Annotated in this window: 17 protein-coding genes and 1 pseudogene; 5 read left to right on the top strand and 13 right to left on the bottom strand. The window is 71.9% G+C overall.

The features are described 5' to 3' along the window. Positions 1 to 23 precede the first annotated feature (23 nt). Both ACN27A_RS00950 and ACN27A_RS00945 read left to right on the top strand, forming a co-directional pair. Positions 24 to 1,004 carry a DUF2804 domain-containing protein gene (locus ACN27A_RS00950; RefSeq protein WP_421449011.1) on the top strand — a complete coding sequence of 327 codons (981 nt, stop codon included), beginning with the start codon at positions 24 to 26 and terminating at the stop codon, positions 1,002 to 1,004. A gap of 67 nt (positions 1,005 to 1,071) precedes the next feature. Then, a complete protein-coding gene (locus ACN27A_RS00945; protein ID WP_421449010.1) occupies positions 1,072 to 2,298 on the top strand; it encodes a MalY/PatB family protein in 1,227 nt (408 codons plus the stop codon). A 91-nt stretch (positions 2,299 to 2,389) separates the two neighbouring features. Here ACN27A_RS00945 and ACN27A_RS00940 read toward each other — a convergent pair whose 3' ends face one another. Then, positions 2,390 to 3,535 carry a hypothetical protein gene (locus ACN27A_RS00940; RefSeq protein ID WP_421449008.1) on the bottom strand — a complete coding sequence of 382 codons (1,146 nt, stop codon included), beginning with the start codon at positions 3,533 to 3,535 and terminating at the stop codon, positions 2,390 to 2,392. A 94-nt stretch (positions 3,536 to 3,629) separates the two neighbouring features. Further along, on the bottom strand, positions 3,630 to 4,652 hold the full coding sequence (locus tag ACN27A_RS00935; protein ID WP_421449005.1) for a carboxypeptidase regulatory-like domain-containing protein: 1,023 nt from the start codon (positions 4,650 to 4,652) through the stop codon (positions 3,630 to 3,632). Positions 4,653 to 4,943: 291 nt separating this feature from the next. On the opposite strand from ACN27A_RS00935, the gene ACN27A_RS00930 reads away from it, so the two are divergent. From ACN27A_RS00930 to ACN27A_RS00920, 3 genes are all read left to right on the top strand, one after another. Then, positions 4,944 to 6,263 carry a M23 family metallopeptidase gene (locus ACN27A_RS00930; protein WP_421449003.1) on the top strand — a complete coding sequence of 440 codons (1,320 nt, stop codon included), beginning with the start codon at positions 4,944 to 4,946 and terminating at the stop codon, positions 6,261 to 6,263. Between the two features lie 39 nt (positions 6,264 to 6,302). Then, positions 6,303 to 6,539 (top strand): hypothetical protein, encoded by a 237-nt coding sequence (locus ACN27A_RS00925; RefSeq protein ID WP_421449001.1) that lies wholly within the window; start codon positions 6,303 to 6,305, stop codon positions 6,537 to 6,539. A 130-nt stretch (positions 6,540 to 6,669) separates the two neighbouring features. After that, a complete protein-coding gene (locus ACN27A_RS00920) occupies positions 6,670 to 6,867 on the top strand; it encodes a hypothetical protein (protein WP_421448999.1) in 198 nt (65 codons plus the stop codon). Between the two features lie 16 nt (positions 6,868 to 6,883). Here ACN27A_RS00920 and ACN27A_RS00915 read toward each other — a convergent pair whose 3' ends face one another. From ACN27A_RS00915 to ACN27A_RS00865, 11 genes and pseudogenes are all read right to left on the bottom strand, one after another. Beyond that, entirely contained in the window at positions 6,884 to 7,786 is a 903-nt protein-coding gene (locus ACN27A_RS00915; protein ID WP_421448996.1) for a hypothetical protein, read from the bottom strand. Between the two features lie 139 nt (positions 7,787 to 7,925). Then, a complete protein-coding gene (locus ACN27A_RS00910; protein ID WP_421448993.1) occupies positions 7,926 to 8,966 on the bottom strand; it encodes a trypsin-like serine peptidase in 1,041 nt (346 codons plus the stop codon). A gap of 174 nt (positions 8,967 to 9,140) precedes the next feature. Continuing rightward, positions 9,141 to 11,180, bottom strand: coding sequence for a hypothetical protein (locus tag ACN27A_RS00905; RefSeq protein ID WP_421448991.1), 2,040 nt, complete (start codon positions 11,178 to 11,180; stop codon positions 9,141 to 9,143). Positions 11,181 to 11,527: 347 nt separating this feature from the next. Further along, positions 11,528 to 12,208, bottom strand: a complete 681-nt coding sequence (locus ACN27A_RS00900; RefSeq protein WP_421448989.1) for a CmcI family methyltransferase — start codon at positions 12,206 to 12,208, stop codon at positions 11,528 to 11,530. Positions 12,209 to 12,946: 738 nt separating this feature from the next. After that, positions 12,947 to 13,816 carry a 2-oxo acid dehydrogenase subunit E2 gene (locus tag ACN27A_RS00895; RefSeq protein ID WP_421458339.1) on the bottom strand — a complete coding sequence of 290 codons (870 nt, stop codon included), beginning with the start codon at positions 13,814 to 13,816 and terminating at the stop codon, positions 12,947 to 12,949. A gap of 57 nt (positions 13,817 to 13,873) precedes the next feature. Continuing rightward, positions 13,874 to 14,026, bottom strand: a pseudogene (locus ACN27A_RS00890) (lipoyl domain-containing protein); the annotation flags it as partial. Then, complete coding sequence (locus ACN27A_RS00885) at positions 14,019 to 15,041, bottom strand: transketolase C-terminal domain-containing protein (RefSeq protein WP_421448988.1); 1,023 nt, start codon at positions 15,039 to 15,041, stop codon at positions 14,019 to 14,021. The pseudogene ACN27A_RS00890 and the gene ACN27A_RS00885, both read right to left, overlap by 8 nt. Beyond that, positions 15,034 to 15,942: a thiamine pyrophosphate-dependent dehydrogenase E1 component subunit alpha gene (locus tag ACN27A_RS00880; protein WP_421448986.1), complete on the bottom strand. Its 909-nt coding sequence runs from the start codon at positions 15,940 to 15,942 to the stop codon at positions 15,034 to 15,036. Before ACN27A_RS00880 ends, ACN27A_RS00885 begins: the two co-directional genes overlap by 8 nt. Next, on the bottom strand, positions 15,935 to 17,437 hold the full coding sequence (locus ACN27A_RS00875; protein WP_421448984.1) for an AMP-binding protein: 1,503 nt from the start codon (positions 17,435 to 17,437) through the stop codon (positions 15,935 to 15,937). The genes ACN27A_RS00880 and ACN27A_RS00875 overlap by 8 nt, the downstream gene beginning before the upstream one ends. Further along, complete coding sequence (locus ACN27A_RS00870) at positions 17,434 to 18,345, bottom strand: diiron oxygenase (protein WP_421448982.1); 912 nt, start codon at positions 18,343 to 18,345, stop codon at positions 17,434 to 17,436. Before ACN27A_RS00870 ends, ACN27A_RS00875 begins: the two co-directional genes overlap by 4 nt. Beyond that, complete coding sequence (locus tag ACN27A_RS00865) at positions 18,342 to 18,584, bottom strand: phosphopantetheine-binding protein (protein WP_363901406.1); 243 nt, start codon at positions 18,582 to 18,584, stop codon at positions 18,342 to 18,344. The genes ACN27A_RS00870 and ACN27A_RS00865 overlap by 4 nt, the downstream gene beginning before the upstream one ends. Position 18,585 lies beyond the last annotated feature (1 nt).

Below are 18,585 nucleotides of genomic sequence, written 5' to 3'. Positions count from 1 at the left end.
GCGGGCTGGTTACCCTCCTCCTCGTGACCCACGAGAACGAGATCACCGAGCCGGTCGACCTGTGCCTCGCGGGTGGGCGGCTCAATCCCGCCGCCGTGGGCTGGAGCCGCCGCCCGCTGCACCGGGCGAACCTGCGCGGTTGGGGCCGCAACAAGCGCTGGGAGTACTGGGGGGTCGTCACGCCGACCCACATCGTCGGCCTGGTCGCCTCGTCGCTGGACTACGCGGGGGTGCACAGCCTCTACGTGCTCGACCGCGCGACGAAGGCCGAGATCGACAGGAACGCGGTGGTCCCCTTCGCCCGGGGCGCCCTCTTCCCGCCGGTCAGCGGGGCGGGCGCCGTTCGGGCGCGCGGCGGCGGGCTCTCGATCGACATCGACCAGGCGCCGTCGGGCACCACCATCCGCGCCGCCGCCCCCGGTCTGGAGGTCGACCTCGTGGTGCCGCTGCCGGCGGGCCACGAGTCGCTCGGCGTGGTGGTGCCCTGGAGCACCCGCCGGTTCCAGTACACCGTCAAGGACCTCGGCCGCCCGGTGCGCGGCACCCTGCGGGTCGACGGGGTGGCCCATCCGATCGCCGAGGCGGACTCCTTCGCCGTGCTCGACCACGGTCGCGGCAGATGGCCGTACGCGATCCGCTGGAACTGGGCCGCCGGCAGCGGCCCGGGTCGGGCGATCCAGCTCGGCGGTCGGTGGACCGACGGCACCGGCTCGACCGAGAACGGCCTCTTCCTCGACGGCCGGCTGCACAAGATCGGCGACGAGCTGCGCTGGGAGTACGACCGCGCCGACTGGTCGCGACCGTGGCGGATCAGCGGTGCACGGGTGGGCGTGGAGTTCCACCCCTTCCACGAGAAGATCGCCAGGACGAACTTCGGTGTGCTCGCCAACGAGACGCACCAGTGCTTCGGGCACTTCACCGGCTGGGCGGCGGCCGACGACGGCGAGCGCGTCGACCTGGACGGGCTGGTCGGCTGGGCCGAGGAGGCACGCAACCGCTGGTAGCGGCGCCGGGGGCCGGACGTGGGCGCCGGGCGGGACCGGGGCGGCACCTGGCCCTAGGGTGGGCGGTATGGCAAGCCCTGGCCCCTCCGCCGACGGCTCGGCGGCCCGGAATCCGCTCACCCTGCTCACGCTCGACGCGCTCCGGCAGCGCACCAGCGTGAAGTGGCGCATGTTCCCGCCCGACGTGCTCCCGCTCTGGGTCGCGGAGATGGACGTGCCCCTCGCTCCCCCCGTGGCCGACGCGCTCCGCCGCGCGGTCGACCTCGGCGACACCGGCTACCCGCACGGCACGGCGTACGCGGAGGCGGTCGGCGACTTCGCCGCACGGCGCTGGGGCTGGCACGACTTCCGTGTCGCGCATACCTCGGTCGTGCCCGACGTGATGATGGGCGCCGTCGAGGTGCTCCGGCTCGTCACCGATCCCGGCGACGCGGTCGTGGTCTGCTCCCCCGTCTACCCGCCCTTCTACGCCTTCGTCACCCACGCCGACCGGCGGGTGGTCGAGGCCCCGCTCGGGCCCGACCGGCGCATGGACCCCGCCGCCGTCGACGAGGCCTTCCGCCGCGCGCGGGCCCACGGCCGCCGGCCGGCGTTCCTGCTGTGCAATCCGCACAACCCGACAGGCGTCGTCCACCGGCGCGACGAGCTCGAGACCGTCGCGGAGCTGGCCGACCGGCACGGTGTACGCGTGGTCTCCGACGAGATCCACGCTCCCCTGGTGCTGCCGGGGGCACAGTTCACCCCGTACCTCACGGTGGCCGGCGCCGAGAACGCGTTCGCCCTGCTCTCCGCCTCGAAGGCGTGGAACCTGGCCGGTCTCAAGGCGGCGCTCGCGGTCGCCGGACCGCAGGCCGCGGCCGACCTCCGCCGCATGCCGGAAGAGGTCAGCCACGGGCCCAGCCACCTCGGTGTCGTCGCGCACACCGTCGCGTTCCGCGAGGGCGGGCCGTGGCTCGACCTCCTCCTCGACGGTCTCGACGGCAACCGCGCGCTGCTCGCGACGCTGCTGGCGAAGCACCTCCCGTCCGTGCCGTACCATCGCCCCGAGGGCACCTACCTCGCCTGGCTGGACTGCACGGGGCTGGGCGTCGACACGGAGCAGCCGGCCGACGACGCCGGCGTGGTCAGCGACGTCGCCGGACCGGCGAAGATGTTCCTCGACCACGCGCGGGTCGCCCTCAGCTCCGGGCACGTCTTCGGCACCGGCGGGACGGGCTTCGTACGGCTCAACTTCGCCACCTCGCCGGCGATCCTCACCGAGGCCGTCACCCGCATGGGCGACGCGGTCCGCTGAGGACGCCCGCCGTCGGCGCGAACCCGGGCGGCATCACGTCCGGCGCGGTGTTCGCGCACGGGTCGTGGGCTGGCCCGGCGACCCGAGGCGTTCACTCACCGTCAGCGCCGCCGGAGCGCTCGGCGTCGGCCGGCTGGTCGAACAGCCGCTGGTAGCGCTGCACCGCGAGCAGGACCGCCAACTGACCGAGCGCGCTGACGGCGGCGGCGAACTGGTCGAGGTAGAACACCAGCAGGTTCACCACGCTCAGTGAGGTGACCAGGCCGGCCCGGGCGAGCTCCACGGCGCGGCGAGCCATCCCGCGCAGCAGCAGCCCGGCGGCCACGATGAGCGCGGTGCCCACGCCGGCGTCCAGCAGCGCCCGGACGAGCAGGAGCAGCACCCCGCGGCGGTCCTGGATGTCGACGCGGGCGAACTCGTTGGCGGTGGCGAGCACCCCCTCTGTGGTTCCGTCGCGCAGGTCGAGAGCGACGGCGACGATCGTGACGAGGTCGCTGAGCGTGACGAAGCCGAGCAGCCCCAGCGCCAGGACCAGCCCGACGCGCAGCCGACCCCGGGTCAACGACCGCGCCACCCAGGCCCGCACGGCGACCGCGATCCGGGCGATCCGTCCGGACCGGTGCTCGTACGGCGGCAGCACACCGGGCCCCGCCAGCTCCAGCAGCGCCGCGGCCAGCGGCTGCAACCGGTCGTCGTCCGGACTCGCGGCGGCGGCGCCGAGTCGTCGCCGCAGCTGCGCCCGGTCCCGTTCGCTGAGCCTCCCGTCGACGGCCTCGCCGAGCAGTTCCAGCGCGGCGTGCAGTTGCGCCCGCGTGCCCTCGACCCGCCTGCTGCGGGCGCGCACGTACAGCCACACGCCGATGAGGAAGGCCGCGTAGGCGATGGGCGCGGCGGCCGGGAAGAAGTAGTCGTTGTCGGCGGTGATGAACTTGCCGACCTCGTCGATGAAGAGCCCCGTGCCGATCCCGGCCAGCAGCGCCGCCCCGAGCAACGCGGCCCGGTTGACGACAAGCAGCGGGACGAGCGCGGCGACGAACAACGACAGGCCACCCCACAGGGCGTGCGAGATGTGCAACGTGCCGCCGCCGACCTGCGGATAGCCGGTCAGTGCCAGGAATGCGCGGGTGCCGAGGACCGCGCCGCCGAACCCGATCAGCATCAGCAGCAGGTAGTGCTCCGCGTCCAGTCGCGCCACCAGGCGCCGGCGAGAGGAGCGACGGTGGGACGGGAAGCTCACGTGGACAGCAAACACCTGACGGCAGGGCGCCGGTGGCAGCTCCGCCAAACGCGGGCCCGGCCTCGGCCCGTCGACCGGCGGGTGGTGCCGGGCGTCAACCGCCGGCGCCGGCGGTCAGGTCGAAGTCGGCGACGACCGGCGCCCGCCCCACCCACACGAGGTTGCCGTCGGTGAACCTGTCGCCGGCCGGGTACCAGCGGCCGGGCCCGTAGGAGCAGTCGCACCGCAGCTTGACCAGTTGCCCGGGGAGCATCGGCAGTCCGTACGACGTGCCGACGTCCACCGCGCCGACGACGTCGCCGGTGAGGGCGTCGAAGGCGACGACCGTGCTGTAGGTCGCCAGCTCGTCGGCGCGGATCGACCCGCCCACGGTGGTCGGAGACCGCAGGGCCTGGTGAAGCGTGGCGGTGCCGCCGGGGCGCACCCGGACCGTCCGGGCCAGCAGGGCGGCGCCGACACCACCGGACCACTGGGTCGCGATCCCCGTGCCGGAGAACCGCAGGGCCCAGTCGTACGGCCCGAGCCCGGTGATGCTGTAGCGGCCGGTGTCGTCGGTGATCGGCGTGTCGGGGCTGTACTTCGGGTGCGGCACGAACGGCACCACGGCGACGTGGACACCCGGGACCGGACGCCCGCTCGCCGCGTCGGTGACTACGCCCGAGATCCGGCCGGGCGGGTCGAGCCGGACCGGTGGGGCGGCGGTCGTGGCACCGGCGCCGACAGTGACCACCCACGCCCGGTGGCGCTCGCCGGTGCCGCCCTGCCCGCCGACCCATTGGCGCCCGTACCGTGCCGCCTCGTAGGGCTGGGCGAAGAGCCGGTAGCGTCCCGGCTCCACCCCGGTCACCTCGATCCCGCCCCGCTCGTCGGTGCAGCCACCGACGCCGCCGAGTTGACTCTCGCCGATGGACACCCGGGTGAGTCGTTCGCGGTCCAGCGGTACGAGGCTCACGCAGGCGCGGGCCGGCGCACCGGTGCCGGCGTCCTGCACCGTCGTCGTCACGCTGCCGGTGGCCGCCGCGGCGCTGGCGGGAGCAGGCGCGACCGGCAGCAGGAGGAGCGCGGTGGCCACGCCGACGGCTGCCCGGATGCGTCGCCAGAGCTGAGGATCGGTCATCGAGGGCTCCAGTGGGCTGCGGTGACGGCCGACATCCGCCACCGTAGCGGCCACCCGTGGACCGGGCTGTCGGGTCGGTGACCGCCACGCTGTCAACCCGCGGGATGACACTGACTATGATCGATCGGCCGACGACCCCGGGTCGCGCGGTCCACGAGGATCTGCCCGGCTCGACCGGGACCTGCCGATCGTCCGGCGCGGGCAGCGACCCGGCCGGCCGGCACCGTCACGACGCACCGTCGGACCGCCGCGGCCGTGGCGGCGGGCACCCGTGATCACAGAAGGAGTTCCATGAACCAGCACGACGGATCCGGTTGCTGCGGGGGCGGCGACGACGGCGTACCAGGCATCAGCCGCCGTGGCGTGTTGCGAGCCGCGGCGTGGGGCGCGGGCGCCATGACCGTGGGCGGGGTGCTGATTCCCGGAACCGCGCACGCCGCACCCACGATCTACAACCCGTTCACCGCGTACCCGGTCACCGACACCTGGGAGGGCCACCTCCGCCGGGGCTCGCTCGGCGGCATCGACTACGGCATGGGCGTGGGCACGGCACTGCCGGCCTGCGGCGCCGGCACCATCCAGAACATCCCCTACAACGGTACGGGTGGACACACCGTCACGATCCACCACGGCGACGGCTACCGCAGCCAGTACATGCACCTGTCGCAGTTCTCGCTCGCCGACGGCGCCAGCGTCGGCGCGGGCACGGTGGTGGGCCGCTCCGGCGGTGCCGCCGGGGCCCCCGGGTCGGGCAGCTCGACCGGCCCGCACCTGCACTGGCACATGATCGATCCGTCGGGCACCAGGATCAGCCCGCTGGTCTACATCGCGCAGAATCCGGGCCAACAGTCGCGTCAGGTGTTCGAGGCGCCCAGCTTCAACGGCTGGCAGGCCCTACCGATCTCCGGCAGCGCGGGCGCGGTCACCGGCTCGGCGGTGGCGACGATCGGGGTGAGCACCACGAAGATCGTCTACACCCTCGACGGCGGCCGGATCTTCGAGGCGGCCAGCAACGCGGGCTGGCGCAACCTGTGGACCGGCGTCTCCGGCGCGCAGGGCACCGCGCTGGCCGCGTTGAGCTGGAAGGGGGTGAAGCTCGTCTACAGCGTGGTCGGTGGCTCGGTGCACGAGGCGAGCAGCGGCAACGGCTGGCGCAACATCAGCACCGGCATCACCGGCGTGAGTTCATCCTCGATCGCGGCGATCGAGATCGACGGGATCAAGTACGTCTACAGCATCGTCGGCGGCCTGGTGCACGAGGCGAGCAGCGCGAACGGCTGGCGCAACATCAGCACCGGCATCCCGGGCTCGGCGGTGGCGGCGATCGCGGCCGGCAGCACGAAGATCGTCTACACCCTCAACGGCGGCCGGATCTTCGAGGCGGCCAGCAACGCCGGCTGGCGCAACCTGTGGACCGGCGTCTCCGGCGCGCAGGGCACGGCCCTGGCCGCGCTGCACTTCAACGGGACGAAGCTGGTCTACAGCGTCACCGGCGGCTACGTGCACGAGACTGCCAGCAACACCGGCTGGCGCAATCTGAACAGCGGGGTCCGCGGCTCCACGGCGGCCGTGCTGGCGGTGGGGAACAACAAGTACATCTACGCCGCCTGAGCCACCGGTGGGGGCCTCCCGGGCGGGAGGTCCCCACCGGTGACCGCTGTGATCCAATCAACCATGGTTCGACAGCGGGTCCTTGCCGTCCTTCTGTTCCTGATCGCGCTTGGGGCGCTGGCCGCCTCGCACACGTTCCCGTTCCTTGACGACCTTCCCGAGCTGGCCGAGTCGGCGATCGCGTTCCTGGGCGCGGCGTGCCTCCTGACCGGGGTGTGGCTGTGGTTGCGCAAGCCGCCGAACCGGTCGTCGCACTCGGCCGGCGACGGCGGCTGACTCTGACGGACCCGGGCGGCCAGGGAGGGCGGATCCGCAGGGCTGCCTCGCCTACGCAGCCACCCGGAACGCCCGGTCTCGCTTCGGAAGTCCTCACGGCGCACGGGCGGGCGCGGGTAGCGTCGCCGGTGTGAGGGTGTTGCTGCGGCACGGCCCTGGCGACGGGCAGGTGGTCGACGGCCGAGGCGAGACGGTGGTGTGGGGTGCCTGCCTGTACGAGCGGACCGGCGACCGCGAGGAGCGCCACGGTCACACCTTGATCGTGTTCCGGCACCGGCCGGACTGCTGCGAGCCGTACGGGCGGGGCAGCGAGGACCGCTGCGAATGACGGCGCTCCGCCCGCCTCAGCGGCGGGCGCCGCCGGGCCGACCCCGGCCGGCTCCGGATGCCCGGTGGCCGATGCGCGGAGCCCGTACCACCGCGGTGTTGCCGGCCCCCGGGCGGAAGTCCCGCGCCGCGGCGGCGACCATCTCGTCGGGATCGCCGGCGAGCGCCTGCCGGATGTGCGGCGGCACCACCTCCGACGTCGCCAACGCCATCCGGACCTGCACCGAGCGGTCGTCGACCAGGCGTCGCAGGTCCGCGTCGTCCAGCTCGACCGCGAGCACGAGCGCGACGCGGACGTCCACCACGGGATCCTGGGCGAGCGCGCTGCGCTGGGCGGCGGTGGTCCGCGGGTTGCGGGCGAGCCCCTTGCGTACGCGCGCGGTGCGGTCGGCCATCAGGGCGGTGATCACGTCGGGGTCGTGGGTGTGGGTGGCGAGCCGTTCCCGCACCTCGGGAGAGACGTCGTCGAGCAGCCGCGCGGCCAGCTCGGGCTCCAGTTCGCGCGTCTCCGCCAGGAGGCCGCGAAGCTCCTTGTCGGGAGCCTCCGCCATCACCCGGCGGACCGACTCGTTGCAGGCCGGGTTACCGGCGACCGCCCAGCGGACCCACCGGTCGGCGTCCTTGACGAGCACCAGGAGATTGCCGATCGAGGTCGAGGGGTTTCTCGCCACGGCTTCCCGGACGTCGCGATCACGGTCCCGGGTCAGCGGGCGCAGTGCCTGCGCGGGCGCGTCGGTACGGGTCGCGACGGCCTTACGGACCACGGCCGACGGGTCGGACGCCAGGTCGATGAGGGTCATCTGTGACGTGGTGGGGTCCTGCGCGACGGCGAGCCGCGCGTCGACGCTGCCACCCGTCACGCCGGCGGAACCCGACCCACTGTGACGGTCGGGTCCGCCGACGTCCTGCTGTTTCCCCATGGGCGCCATCATGTCACGGGCCGTCATCGGCACCTCGAGCCCCGCCCATGGCTTTGGCGGTGCCTGCGGCGCCGCTTCTGCGGATGCCGTGGGCAGGTCGACACCGGCGCGCTGGCGCGGCCGACCCGGCCCACGCGGGTCAGTTCTTGACCTTCGCCAGGTCGAAGAGGTCGGCGACGTCCTCGTCGAAGTACGGGCCGTACATGTTTCCGGAGAACTTGTAGGAGGCCACCGAGTTCACGTGCCCGAAGCCCTGCGAGTTGTTCCACGCCCGCAGGAAGGGCCCGCCGCTGGTGCCCTCGTTGAGCGGGCAGTCCATGAGCTTGACCCGCTGGGTTCCGGCGGCCTTCGTCGTGCTCTGGCAGTAGTGCTGCCACTTGCCGTCGAAGGGTGCGACGCCGGGATAGCCGAGCAGGGTGGTGGCGACGCTGTGGGGGTAGTTGAAGCTGATGCCCTCCCCGCCGGTGACATCCACCAGCCGCTTACCGTTGCGCGGCCACACGGTGACGAAACCGTAGTCCCACCACAGGATGTCGTGGTCGACCCAGCCCTTGGTGGAGGTCATGCTCCGGGCGCTCCACAGCCCCCAACTGGACGGGCCGTCGGCGTAGTTCGGGGCGAAGACCCAGTTGGTGTACCAGTTGTCGGACCCGTCGCCGGGGTGCAGGCAGTGCCCGGCGGTGGAGAGCAGGTTCGCCTTGGGGGTGTTGATCGCGCTGGCGGAGCAGAAGTAGTCCTCACCGTCGACGTCGGTGAAGAAGACCCGCCCGACACCGGGCGAGGGATTGACGGACTGGGTTCCTGCCCCGGCCGCGGCGTTCCGGGCCGAGACCGAGGGGCCGGGGACCGCCGTGCCCGTGCCACGCGGGCCGATCGGCTCCGCGCCTGAGCGGGGTTCACCGACCCGGCCCGGCCGGTCGGCGGCCTCCCCGGCCAGTTCCTCCTCGCCGACCAGCGGTTCCAGCGGCGCCGCGGATCGCATCCGCTCCGGCGTCCAGTACGCCTCGGCCAGGGTCTGCGCGGCGGCCGCGTCCCGGATCGGTCGGCCGTGGAACGTCGCCTCCGCCCCGACGGGGATCCCGTTTGGCGTGGTCGCGCTCGCCTGTGCCGGCGTGCCGAGCAGAGCGAGCCCGCAGAACATGGCGGTGGCCGCCGAGATGATGCCGTGACGCCTTCGCACCCGATCCTCCTCAGGAGCCGGCCCGGTGGCCATCTGCCACGGGTCCGGCAGAGGTGACGCTAGGGCGCTGACCCACCGCCGGGCAGCGGTCTGTCGGCATCGGTCCAGAGACATGTATCTGCTTGCGGCCGGGCGACTCGGGACGGCGTGGGATCGCCCTGACGGGTCAGCGCGTCACTCGCAGGGCTTCCGCCCGCAGACGTCGATCACCTTGCCGGTGAGCAGGAACACCGCCTTCTGTCTCTGCGCCGCGGCCTGGGCGCGGGGGAACTCGTGCGAGTCCTCGCCGTACTCCGGCCCGGCCGGGGCGAGGTTCGTCGGCGGTGGCGCGTACGCCGCGCCGCTGTTCCAGACCACCATCGCCGACCCGGTGTACGGGTACCTGCGGATCGGCGCGATGCCCCAGTAGGGCCGCACGTCCGGCGACCAGCCGTCGGCCAGCGCGGGGGTGTGCAGGCGGGCGCCGATGGTGCGCGCCTGGACCTCCGCCGCGGCGGGGGAAACCTGCTGGTCGCCGAAGGCCACGTGCATCAGCACCTGGTGTGCCGGGGTGCCCGGCAGCGGCCGGTCGGTCATGTGCTGGGCGTACCCGTTGGCCTCGGAGCGGTCCCACAACATCTGCAGCAGCGCGAGGATCAGCTGCTGGTCGACCTTGTCCGGGTAGTAGCCGTCCATGATCGTCTGGAACGGGGTGAAGGACACGCTGCGTTGCAGCAGTGTGGAGTAGTTCATCGCCGGCACGCCGAGCACCGACCGGGTCCAGTCCTGGGCGATGGCGGTGAGCGCGCCGCCGTTGATGCCGCCCTGGCTGTTGCCGTCGTAGTGCAGCCCACCGGCCACGTCGATCAGCGGCCGTGCGGTGGCGTCCCGGAACGCCGGGTGGGCGGCGAACCCGCCTGGGTGGATCATCGCCCGGCCGAGGAAGAGGAAGTTCAGGTAGCTCTGCTGCAACCGGTCGGCCACCGCGGGGAAGCCGCTGAGGTCGGTGAAGGCGCCGGCCACGTAGGGGACGTCGGCGGCGGCCATGCCGATCCAACTGGTCGCGCAGAAGGTGAAGTCGTACGTGTGCGACATCGTCTTGACGTTGCCGGCGTTGATCTCGGTCGGCTTGCCGAGCAGTCCGTGCCCGTAGAGCGAGAGGTGTGCCGGCTTCGCGGCGGAGGCACTGCGCGGGATGTTGCAGACGAAGTCGGCCGCCACCGTCGCGCCGGATGGCGTGGGCAGGGCGTCCGGCGTCGGTGGCGTTCCGCCGCCGCCGGCCGGCCCGTAGTACAGCCGGGAGCCGGGCCCGCCATCACCGGTCAGATACGACGGTACGCCGATGGTGCCGGTCACCTGCCGGGCGATCAGCGGCTCCTGCTCCGGCGGGTAGTCGGTCACCTGGGTCACGGTGAACGACGGTGCGGCCCGGCGGAGGGCGGCGAACGCGCCGTCGCGGATCGCCAGCATCCGCCCGGTCAGACCGTGCCGGCTGGCCACGGTGAAGTCCCAGGCCAGGTGGAGGCTGTGCCGCTTGACGCCGGCCCTGGTCAGGTCGGCGAGGATCCGCTTCATCTGCGGGACGCGACGGTCCCGGTGGCCGAGTCCTGCGCCGGTCACGTACGCCGTGAACGCCTTCGGCGCCGGGATCAGCGCCCCGTCGCCGTCGCGCATGCCGCGCAGGCCGACGACGTACCGGGTGCCCTCGGTCAGCGCCACCGCCGGCCGGATGATCAGCACCTGCCGCTCCGGCTGGCCGGCCGCGTGCGCGTCCAGCTCGGCCCAGTACGGCGTGCGCCTGCCCGTCCGGGCGTCGAGCAGCACGATCGGTGCGTCCGGCGCCAACGAGCGGCCGATGTCGGTGACCGGCGCGATCCCGGTCGCCGCCGCGTCGAGGCCGGGCACTCGCACCAGGATCGGCGAGCCGGGACTGAACCCGTCCTGCCGGTTCCATTCCGTCGGGTCGATCGGGGTGCCCTGCACGTTGGCGGGCATCGCGGAGGCCGGGAACCGCACCCGCTTGCCGGTCGGGCTGCTGCGGTCCGGCACGGTGAAGTAGTCGTTCGGGAACGGCAGCAGGCAGGCCGTCGGGTCGATCGGGTCGCAGCCCTGGTGCGCGGACGGCGCGGGAGTCGCGGGCGGCGCCGCGGCGGCGGCCGCGCCGAGCAGGACGGCCCCTGCGGTCACCAGCACGGACACGGCGAGACGGAGCCGTCTGGGTGTGGTCACGCGCATCTCCTTCGACACCGGACCGTGGTCCGAGGCAGGGGCCGACGATGGTGGGTGGAGCGTCGTGTACTTCCTACGCTCGTGAATGGATCTCGGCAAGAGGGCCGCCACCCGCCGGACCTGGCGGCGAAGCCGGACAGGTGGGCGTGCACCCCGTCGACGAGGAATTGCCGGCCGTCGTCGGCACCACCGTTCACGCGGCCACCAGAACAGCCCTCGGTCATGCCCTTCTCCAGAAGAAGAAGACCATCGACCAAGGGCTGTTTCCGTGCCCGGTCGCGATCCCCGCGGGGCGCCGGGAGTCAGGAATCACGTTGGTGGCTGGAGAGACGACGACCGCGCGTCGGGCATCCTCACACTCGCCGCAGATAGCCGCCAGGGAACCAGGTGAACATCAGTTCCTCCTTCGACCTGTCGACCTCGAAGCGCTCATCGGGCAGGAATTCCTCGAGCGCCTCCCAGGGCCCGTCGCCCGGTTCCCACGGCCCCGCCTGGACCGGGTGCCCGCTGAGGTTGGTGTCCTGCACGATCAGGTAGCAGCCCGGCGTGACCAGGCCGGCGTACGCGGCGAGTTCCGCGAGGACGTGCTGCTTGCTGTGGTCGCTGTCGAGGATCACCATGACCCGCTCGACGGCCTGCGCCTTTTCCCGCATCTGGGCGACGACGGCAGGGTCGACGGACGACCCGGTCATGGTGTCGACCCGGTCGAAGTACGGCGAGTCGACCGCCATTCCTTCGCCGTCGATCCAGCCGCTCGGTCCGGCGAGATGTTCGGGCTTGACGTCGACCGTGGCGACCCGGCCGTTACCGACGAGTCCGAGCATGGTCGCGTAGTAGAGTGCGGACCCACCGTGTCGGGTGCCGGTCTCGATGATCAGATCAGGTCGCGTTTCGTGAATGATCTCCTGGATCATCCACATGTCCATCGGATTCTGGTGACACGCCACGCCGAGCCATGTCCGACGACGCCACACCTTGCTCTTGTAAAAGGCCCGCTGGAACGTGTCCACGGCACCGGAAACATCAGCATCCATGGGGGGAAACTATCACGACAAATGCTGCTCGTGATCATGCCTCTGACCAAAAAATCGCCGGTACGGGGTGACCCCCTTTTCTCCAACAAAACGCCCAGGAGGCACGCCTGAGAAAGGGGCGGACACTGCGGCTCGTTCCATAACCGTAACCATCGGTCACGGCCGGTTCCGGACCGTGACCGGCTGATTCCCGCCAATGCCGGCGGGTGCGACACGGGACCCGCCGCCCACGTCACCGGCAAGGCGGACGGAGGCGCCTGAGCGAGGTGCCCAAGCGCCTCCTGCCGCCTTACTGGCAGGCCATCGGGCCGCCGACGACATCGTCCAGCTCGTCGTCGGCCATCTCACGGATGTCGACAGCCTCGAAAGTCACCTCGGTCATGTTGATTCACCCCCTCCCCGTATCATCGGTCACTGCACCCGACCAGTTGGTCGGACGAATCACGGCTGGCAGGCGAACGGGCCGCCGACGACATCGTCCAGCTCGTCGTCGGCCATCTCACGAATGTCGACAGCCTCGAAAGTCACCTCGGTCATGTTGGTTCACCCCTTTCCGCTCATCGGTCCTTCTCCACCCCGACGGGTTCGATCCGCAAGCCGTGGCGGCGGACTCGAGTCCACAGGTTCCACACGGATCGACAGCCCTTCCATAGCGGGCCGGGGGCCACAGGATACCTCCGTCATGTCCGCGGGTGATGTCGCGTTGGTCGCGTTCAACTGACAACTGCCGGAGGGCTGTCAACCCGCCTCCAGATCGGCCTTGACCGCGCGCAGGAACGCCACCGCGGACCGACCGTTGACAAAGCGGTGGTCGTATGCCAAACCCAGATGGAAATAGTCACTGGTGGTGACCGAACCATCATTCTGAAGCACCAACTCGCGCTGCATCGAGGCGAGAGAGAGCGCGCATGTGTGTTCCGGGAAGATGAGCGGCTGCGCATGCACGACGTCCGCGTCCGTATGTATCGTGAGCGCGATGTTCGACCCGGCCAGATCCGCCTCGGCGAATTCCCCGCGCACGGCGGCGCGACGGAACCGCAGCAGGTCGGCGGCGATCTCCCGCAGCGGCCGGGTGTCGGCGTCGGCGACGACCGGCAGGTAGAGGCCCCTCCCGACGTCGATGGTGACACCGACGTGCGCTCCCGGCCGAACCGTCGCCGCGGAATCGTCCTCCGCTCGCGCGAAGCACAGCGGGAACTCCGCCCGCCGCGCCGCGATCGCCTCGACCACCAGCTCCGGGATGCCGACGAATCCGATGGTCGCCGCCTCGGCACGCAGGCGTTGTCTCAGTCGGTCGGCGACCACCTTGACGACCGTGTACGCGGCGGGGATCTCGCGGTGCGAGGTGGACACCGTACGGGCGACCCGTCGCTGGGCCGCGGACACGGTCACCCGCTCGGCCGTGCCCGGCGGCGCCTGCCCGGCGACCAGCTGTTCGATGTCCGACCGCGCGACGACCGGCTTGCCGATCGACCGTACGGACGCCTCCGTCACACCGTGTTCGGCCATCAGCCGCCGGGCCGGCTCGGTGATGGTGATGGTGGTCGGATCCGGATCGGCGGTCTGCTGTGCCGGCGGCGGGCGGTCGTCCCCGCCGACGGTCGCCACCACCTCCCCCGGGCGGCAGGTCGACGGTGCGGACGTCCGCTGCCACAGGATGCCGGCGTCGTCCGTCACGAGTTCGTGCGCCGCCTTGGACGTCTCCACGAGAGCTACCGCGGTGCCCGCCTCGACCGGCGCCCCGTCGCCGACCAGCCACTCGATCAGCGTGTACTCCTCGTCGGTCGCGTTGAGCCGCGGCAGCCGGATGTCACCCACCGGCGACCGCCGTCACCACGGCACGGACGTCGTCCGCCTGGACCAGCACCGCACGCTCGAGGTGGGGTGCGGCGGGGATGGTGCGCGACGGCGCGTGGAGCAGCCGGACGGGCTGGGACAGCAGGTTCCACATCTGCTGGTGGATGGTGTGCGCCACCTCGGCCCCCCACGTCCCGCCGGCCGTCGCGTCCTCGACGACCACCACCCGGCCGGCCCCGGCGACCAGAGCAGCCAGCGGCGCGGGGTCGAACGGGTAGAGCCGCGACGGCACCACCGCACGCACCGCGATCTCGTCACCCAGATAGGCGCCCCGCATCCCGCCGAGCACCCGATCGGTGAGGCCGCCCGGTGCGATGACCACGACGTCGGCCCGGTCGACCCCGCGTACGCCCAGCACGGCGAAGTCGCAGGCGCCACCGATCCGCTCGCAGTGGAACAGCTCGTCTCCGGCCGCCGCGCCGAACCGTCGACGGCCGTAGAGCACCTTGTCCTCGAAGTACATCGCGGGGGCCCCCGAGTCGAGGATCCGGGCCAGTGTGGCGTGCGCGTCGTGCACCGGGCTCAGCTCGTGCACGGCGAGGTTGGGCACGCCCACGAAGTGCTTCTGCAGGCTCTGGCTGTGGGTGGGTCCGTATCCGCGGTTGCCCCCCGTCGGGCACCGGAGGACCAGCGGCATCCGCACCGGTTCGCCGTACATCGTGACGGCCTTGCTGGCGAGGTTGACGACCTGGTCGAAGCACAGGGTGGCGAAGTCGGAGAACATCACCTCGACCACCGCCTCCCGGCCCCGCAGGGCCAGGCCGACCGCGAAGCCCACGATCGCCTGCTCGCTGATCGGAGTGCTGAGGACGCGTTCGGGATACCCGGTGGACAGCCCGCGGGTGACGCCGAAGGCGCCGCCGTACGGGTCGGCCATGTCCTCGCCGATCAGATGGAGATCCGGCCTCTCCGCGAGCAGGGTCGCCAGGGCACGGTTGAGGCCCTCCCCGACCCGCTCGGCCCCCGGCTCAGCCATGACCGGCACCGATCAGCGGTCGGGCGAGGACCGACTCGACCACGGCGCGGATCCTCCCGGTCGCCGCCGCGTCGAGGCGGTCGACCTGCTCCGGGTACGCCGCGCGGTAGTGCGGGTACCAGTCGCGCCCGGCGAGGGCCTCGAGCTCCGCCGACGTGCGGGTGTCGTCGCCCTTGCTGTGCGGGCCGAGCCGCACCGTGTCGAACTCGACCACCAACGGAGACCCGTCGTGACGTACGGCGGCGACGAGCGGCGCCAGGCTGGCCCGGATGGCGTCGACGTCGATGCCGGTCACCCTGACGTGGCGGATGCCGAAGGCGGCGCAGCGGTCCGCGACGCTACCGGCCATCTGTGCCGGGGTCGGGGTGGACTGGGCGATCCCGTTGTGTTCGACGACGACGACCATCGGCACCCGCCACAGCGCGGCGAGGTTGAGCGCCTCGTACACCACCCCCTCGCCCCAGGTGCCGTCCCCGACGTACGCCACGGAGATCGAGTCCGTTCCGGTGCGCCGCATGTCGAAGGCGGTGCCCACCGCGACCGGCACCAGTTGCCCCTGGATGCCGGTGGACATGAAGCCCGGGCGGCGGATGTGCTGCGAACCGCCCATCCCGCCGCACAACGCGCCCGCACGGCCGGCGAGCTCGGCGAGCAGGCCCGCCGGATCGTCGTACCGCGCCAGGTAGTGGCCGTGTCCCCGGTGGTTGCTGAACACCTCGTCGTCGTGGCGCAGCAGGGACTCGACCACGACCGGGACGTACTCCTGGCCGAGGCAGGTGTGGCTGGTGCCCGGAATCAGTCCCCGGCCGAGCAGGTCGAGGACCGCGTACTCGAAGCGCCGGATGGACAGCATCGCCCCGAGGGTGGCGTCGGCCAGCGGGCGCAACCGGCTCTCACGCATGGGTGACCTGTCCGCCGGCCACCAGGTCCCGGGCCCGTGCGGCGAGCACCCCCCGGTCGATCTTGCCGTTCGCCGTGTGCGGGAAGGCGTCGATGTCGCGGCACAGCAGCGGCACCATGTATCCCGGCAGGATCGAGGACATCGGACGACGGATGTCCACGCCCGGGGTGCCGACGTAGAACACGGCCAGCTCCGTCCGCCCGGCCGCCTCGAACGCCACCGCGACGGCCCGTTCCACCCCCGGCAACTGCCCGACGTGCCACTCCAGCTCGTCCAGCTCGACCCGGTAGCCGCGGACCTTCACCTGCCGGTCGACCCGACCGAGATAGACGAGTTCACCGCCGGCGCACTCCCGGACCCGGTCCCCGGTGCGGTACCAGCGCACCGGGTCGCCGTCGAGGAAGCGACCCTCGTCGTCGGCCGGATCGAGATACCCGGGGAACATCTGCTGCCCGGTCACGCACAGCTCGCCCTCGGTGCCGTCCACGCCGTCCTCGACGATGCGGTACCGGAGATGCGGGTACGGCGCGCCGATGGGGACGACGCCGTGCACGGCGAGGTCGGCGGAGTCCTCGGACAGCCGGTGCGCGGAGCAGGCGATGGTCAGCTCGGTCGGGCCGTACAGGTTCTCCACCACCGATCCGGCCGCCGCCCGCTGCCAGTCCTGCGCATCCGTCATGCGCAGCGCCTCACCGCAGAAGAGGCTCCACCGCAGCGTCGGCATCGAGCCGGGAGTCAGCCCGCCCCGGCGCCGCACCAGAGCGATGGCGCTGGGCACGGAGAACCAGAACGTCACCCGCTCGGCGGCCAGGAACTCCGGCAGCGCGGTGAACACCTGCGGCGGTGTGGACACCACGGTGGCACCCGCGCCCCAGGCCACGAAGAGGTCGAACATCGCCAGGTCGAAGGTCTGGTCGAAGGTCTGCGAGCACACGTCGCCCGGGCCGAGGTCGTAGCGGTCGAGGTTGTACCGCAGGAAGCTGTCCATGTTGGCGTGCGTGATCGCCGCGCCCTTGGGCCGGCCGGTGGAGCCCGAGGTGAACAGCACGTACGCCACGTCGTCATAGCCCGCCCGGGGCAGGGCGTCCAGCGGCGTCGCGGCCTGCGTCGCCACGGTGAGGCCGGGCAGGGCCGCCGTGAGGTGTGCGAGCGCCGCCGCCCCCGACCGGTCGACGATCAGCGTGTCGACACCGGCCTGCGCCGCCATCCGGCAGGTGCGCGCGGCGGGGAAGCCCGGGCTGAGCGGCACCGCCGTCGCGCCGGCGTAGAGCGTGGCGAGCAGCCCGGCGTACGACTCGATGCTGCGCACCGCGAGGATGCCGACGGATCGCGCCCCGCACGCGACCAGCCCGCCGGCCCAGCGCCGGGCCACCTGGTCCAGCTCCGTGTACGTCCACTCCTGGCGACCGATCCGCAGCGCGACCCGGTCCGGCGCCGTCGCCAGGCCGGCGATGAACCACTCGTGCAGCAGACGTGGTGGCAGCTGACCGGTCACCAGGCCACCGTGTCTTCCGTGAAGAGCCCCAACCGGTCGAAGAATCGGGTGGTCTTGTGCATCACGGTCCGGTGGAACTCCTGACGGTGCTGGTCGCCGAGCACCTCCGCGCGGATCCGCCGGGCCCCGGGAAGGGCGGCGTCCGCGTACACCTCGGGGTGGTAGAACGCCCGCAGGCACGAGCTGACGTAGCGGGCCAGGTACGTCCCGGCGCCCGCCAGCTCCTCCGGCGTCGCGCTCTGCTTCGCCTCCTCGTACAGCGCCCGCATCATCTGCCGGCCGAACGCGATGTGCCGCGACTCGTCCTGGTGGTGGACGGCGTTGATCTGCTGCGCGATCTGCGGCAGCCGGCCGTCGGTCGCCATCTTCGCGTTGTAGTAGTCGCACAGCTCCTCCGCGATGAGGATGCGACCGAAGATGACGAGGTCACGGATGGCGGGACCACCGTCGATCGCGGTGCCGGCGACGCGCTTGGTCTTGTAGACCTTCCCCCCGTACCGCTGGCAGAACTGGGCGAAGAACCACATGTGTTCGTTCTCTTCGTGGATGAAGTCGTGGAAGAACTCCGACAGGCCCGGGTACCGCGTGTCGTAGATCCGCCCGGCCACCTCGCCGATCAGCTCGCGGATGAGGTGGACGTTGAGACTGAAGAAGTTCACCGCCTCGGCCTGGGTCAGGCGCACCCGTTCGGCGTCCGACAGGCGCTCCCACACCGCGGTGCCGTGACACGTGGTCAGCTCCGGGCTCATCCAGAACTGGTCCGTGGGCAGTTCCGCCGGCCAGTCGAAGATGTCGAAGACGTGGTAGCGCTGGTCCCGCGCCTGGTCGCTCAACCTGGCGGCGACCGTGGTGAGCCGCTCCCACGACTGGTGCATGTCCGCGTGTCTCTCCTCGACGGGGCCGGTCACATCAGGCTCCTGACCGCGTTCCAGATGGTGCCCGGAGTCGCGAAGACCTCCGGCTGCAACAGCTCGGGTGGGATCTCGATGTCGAACTCGGTCTCCAGGTTGACGATCAACTCGACCACTTCCAGCGAGTCGACACCGAGCTCGGTCAGGCTCTGGTCAGGCTCCAGGGGCGCGTCGGCACTGAGCAGCCGGCTGCGCTCCCGAATGAGCGGTTCAAAGGCGGGTGGCCAATCCACCATG

This window comes from Micromonospora sp. WMMD737 (genome assembly GCF_049179055.1).
GTDB classification, from domain to species: domain Bacteria; phylum Actinomycetota; class Actinomycetes; order Mycobacteriales; family Micromonosporaceae; genus Micromonospora; species Micromonospora reichwaldensis.
The sequence above is the reverse complement of the archived record's forward strand: the minus strand, read 5'-3'. Positions and strand labels throughout refer to the sequence as shown.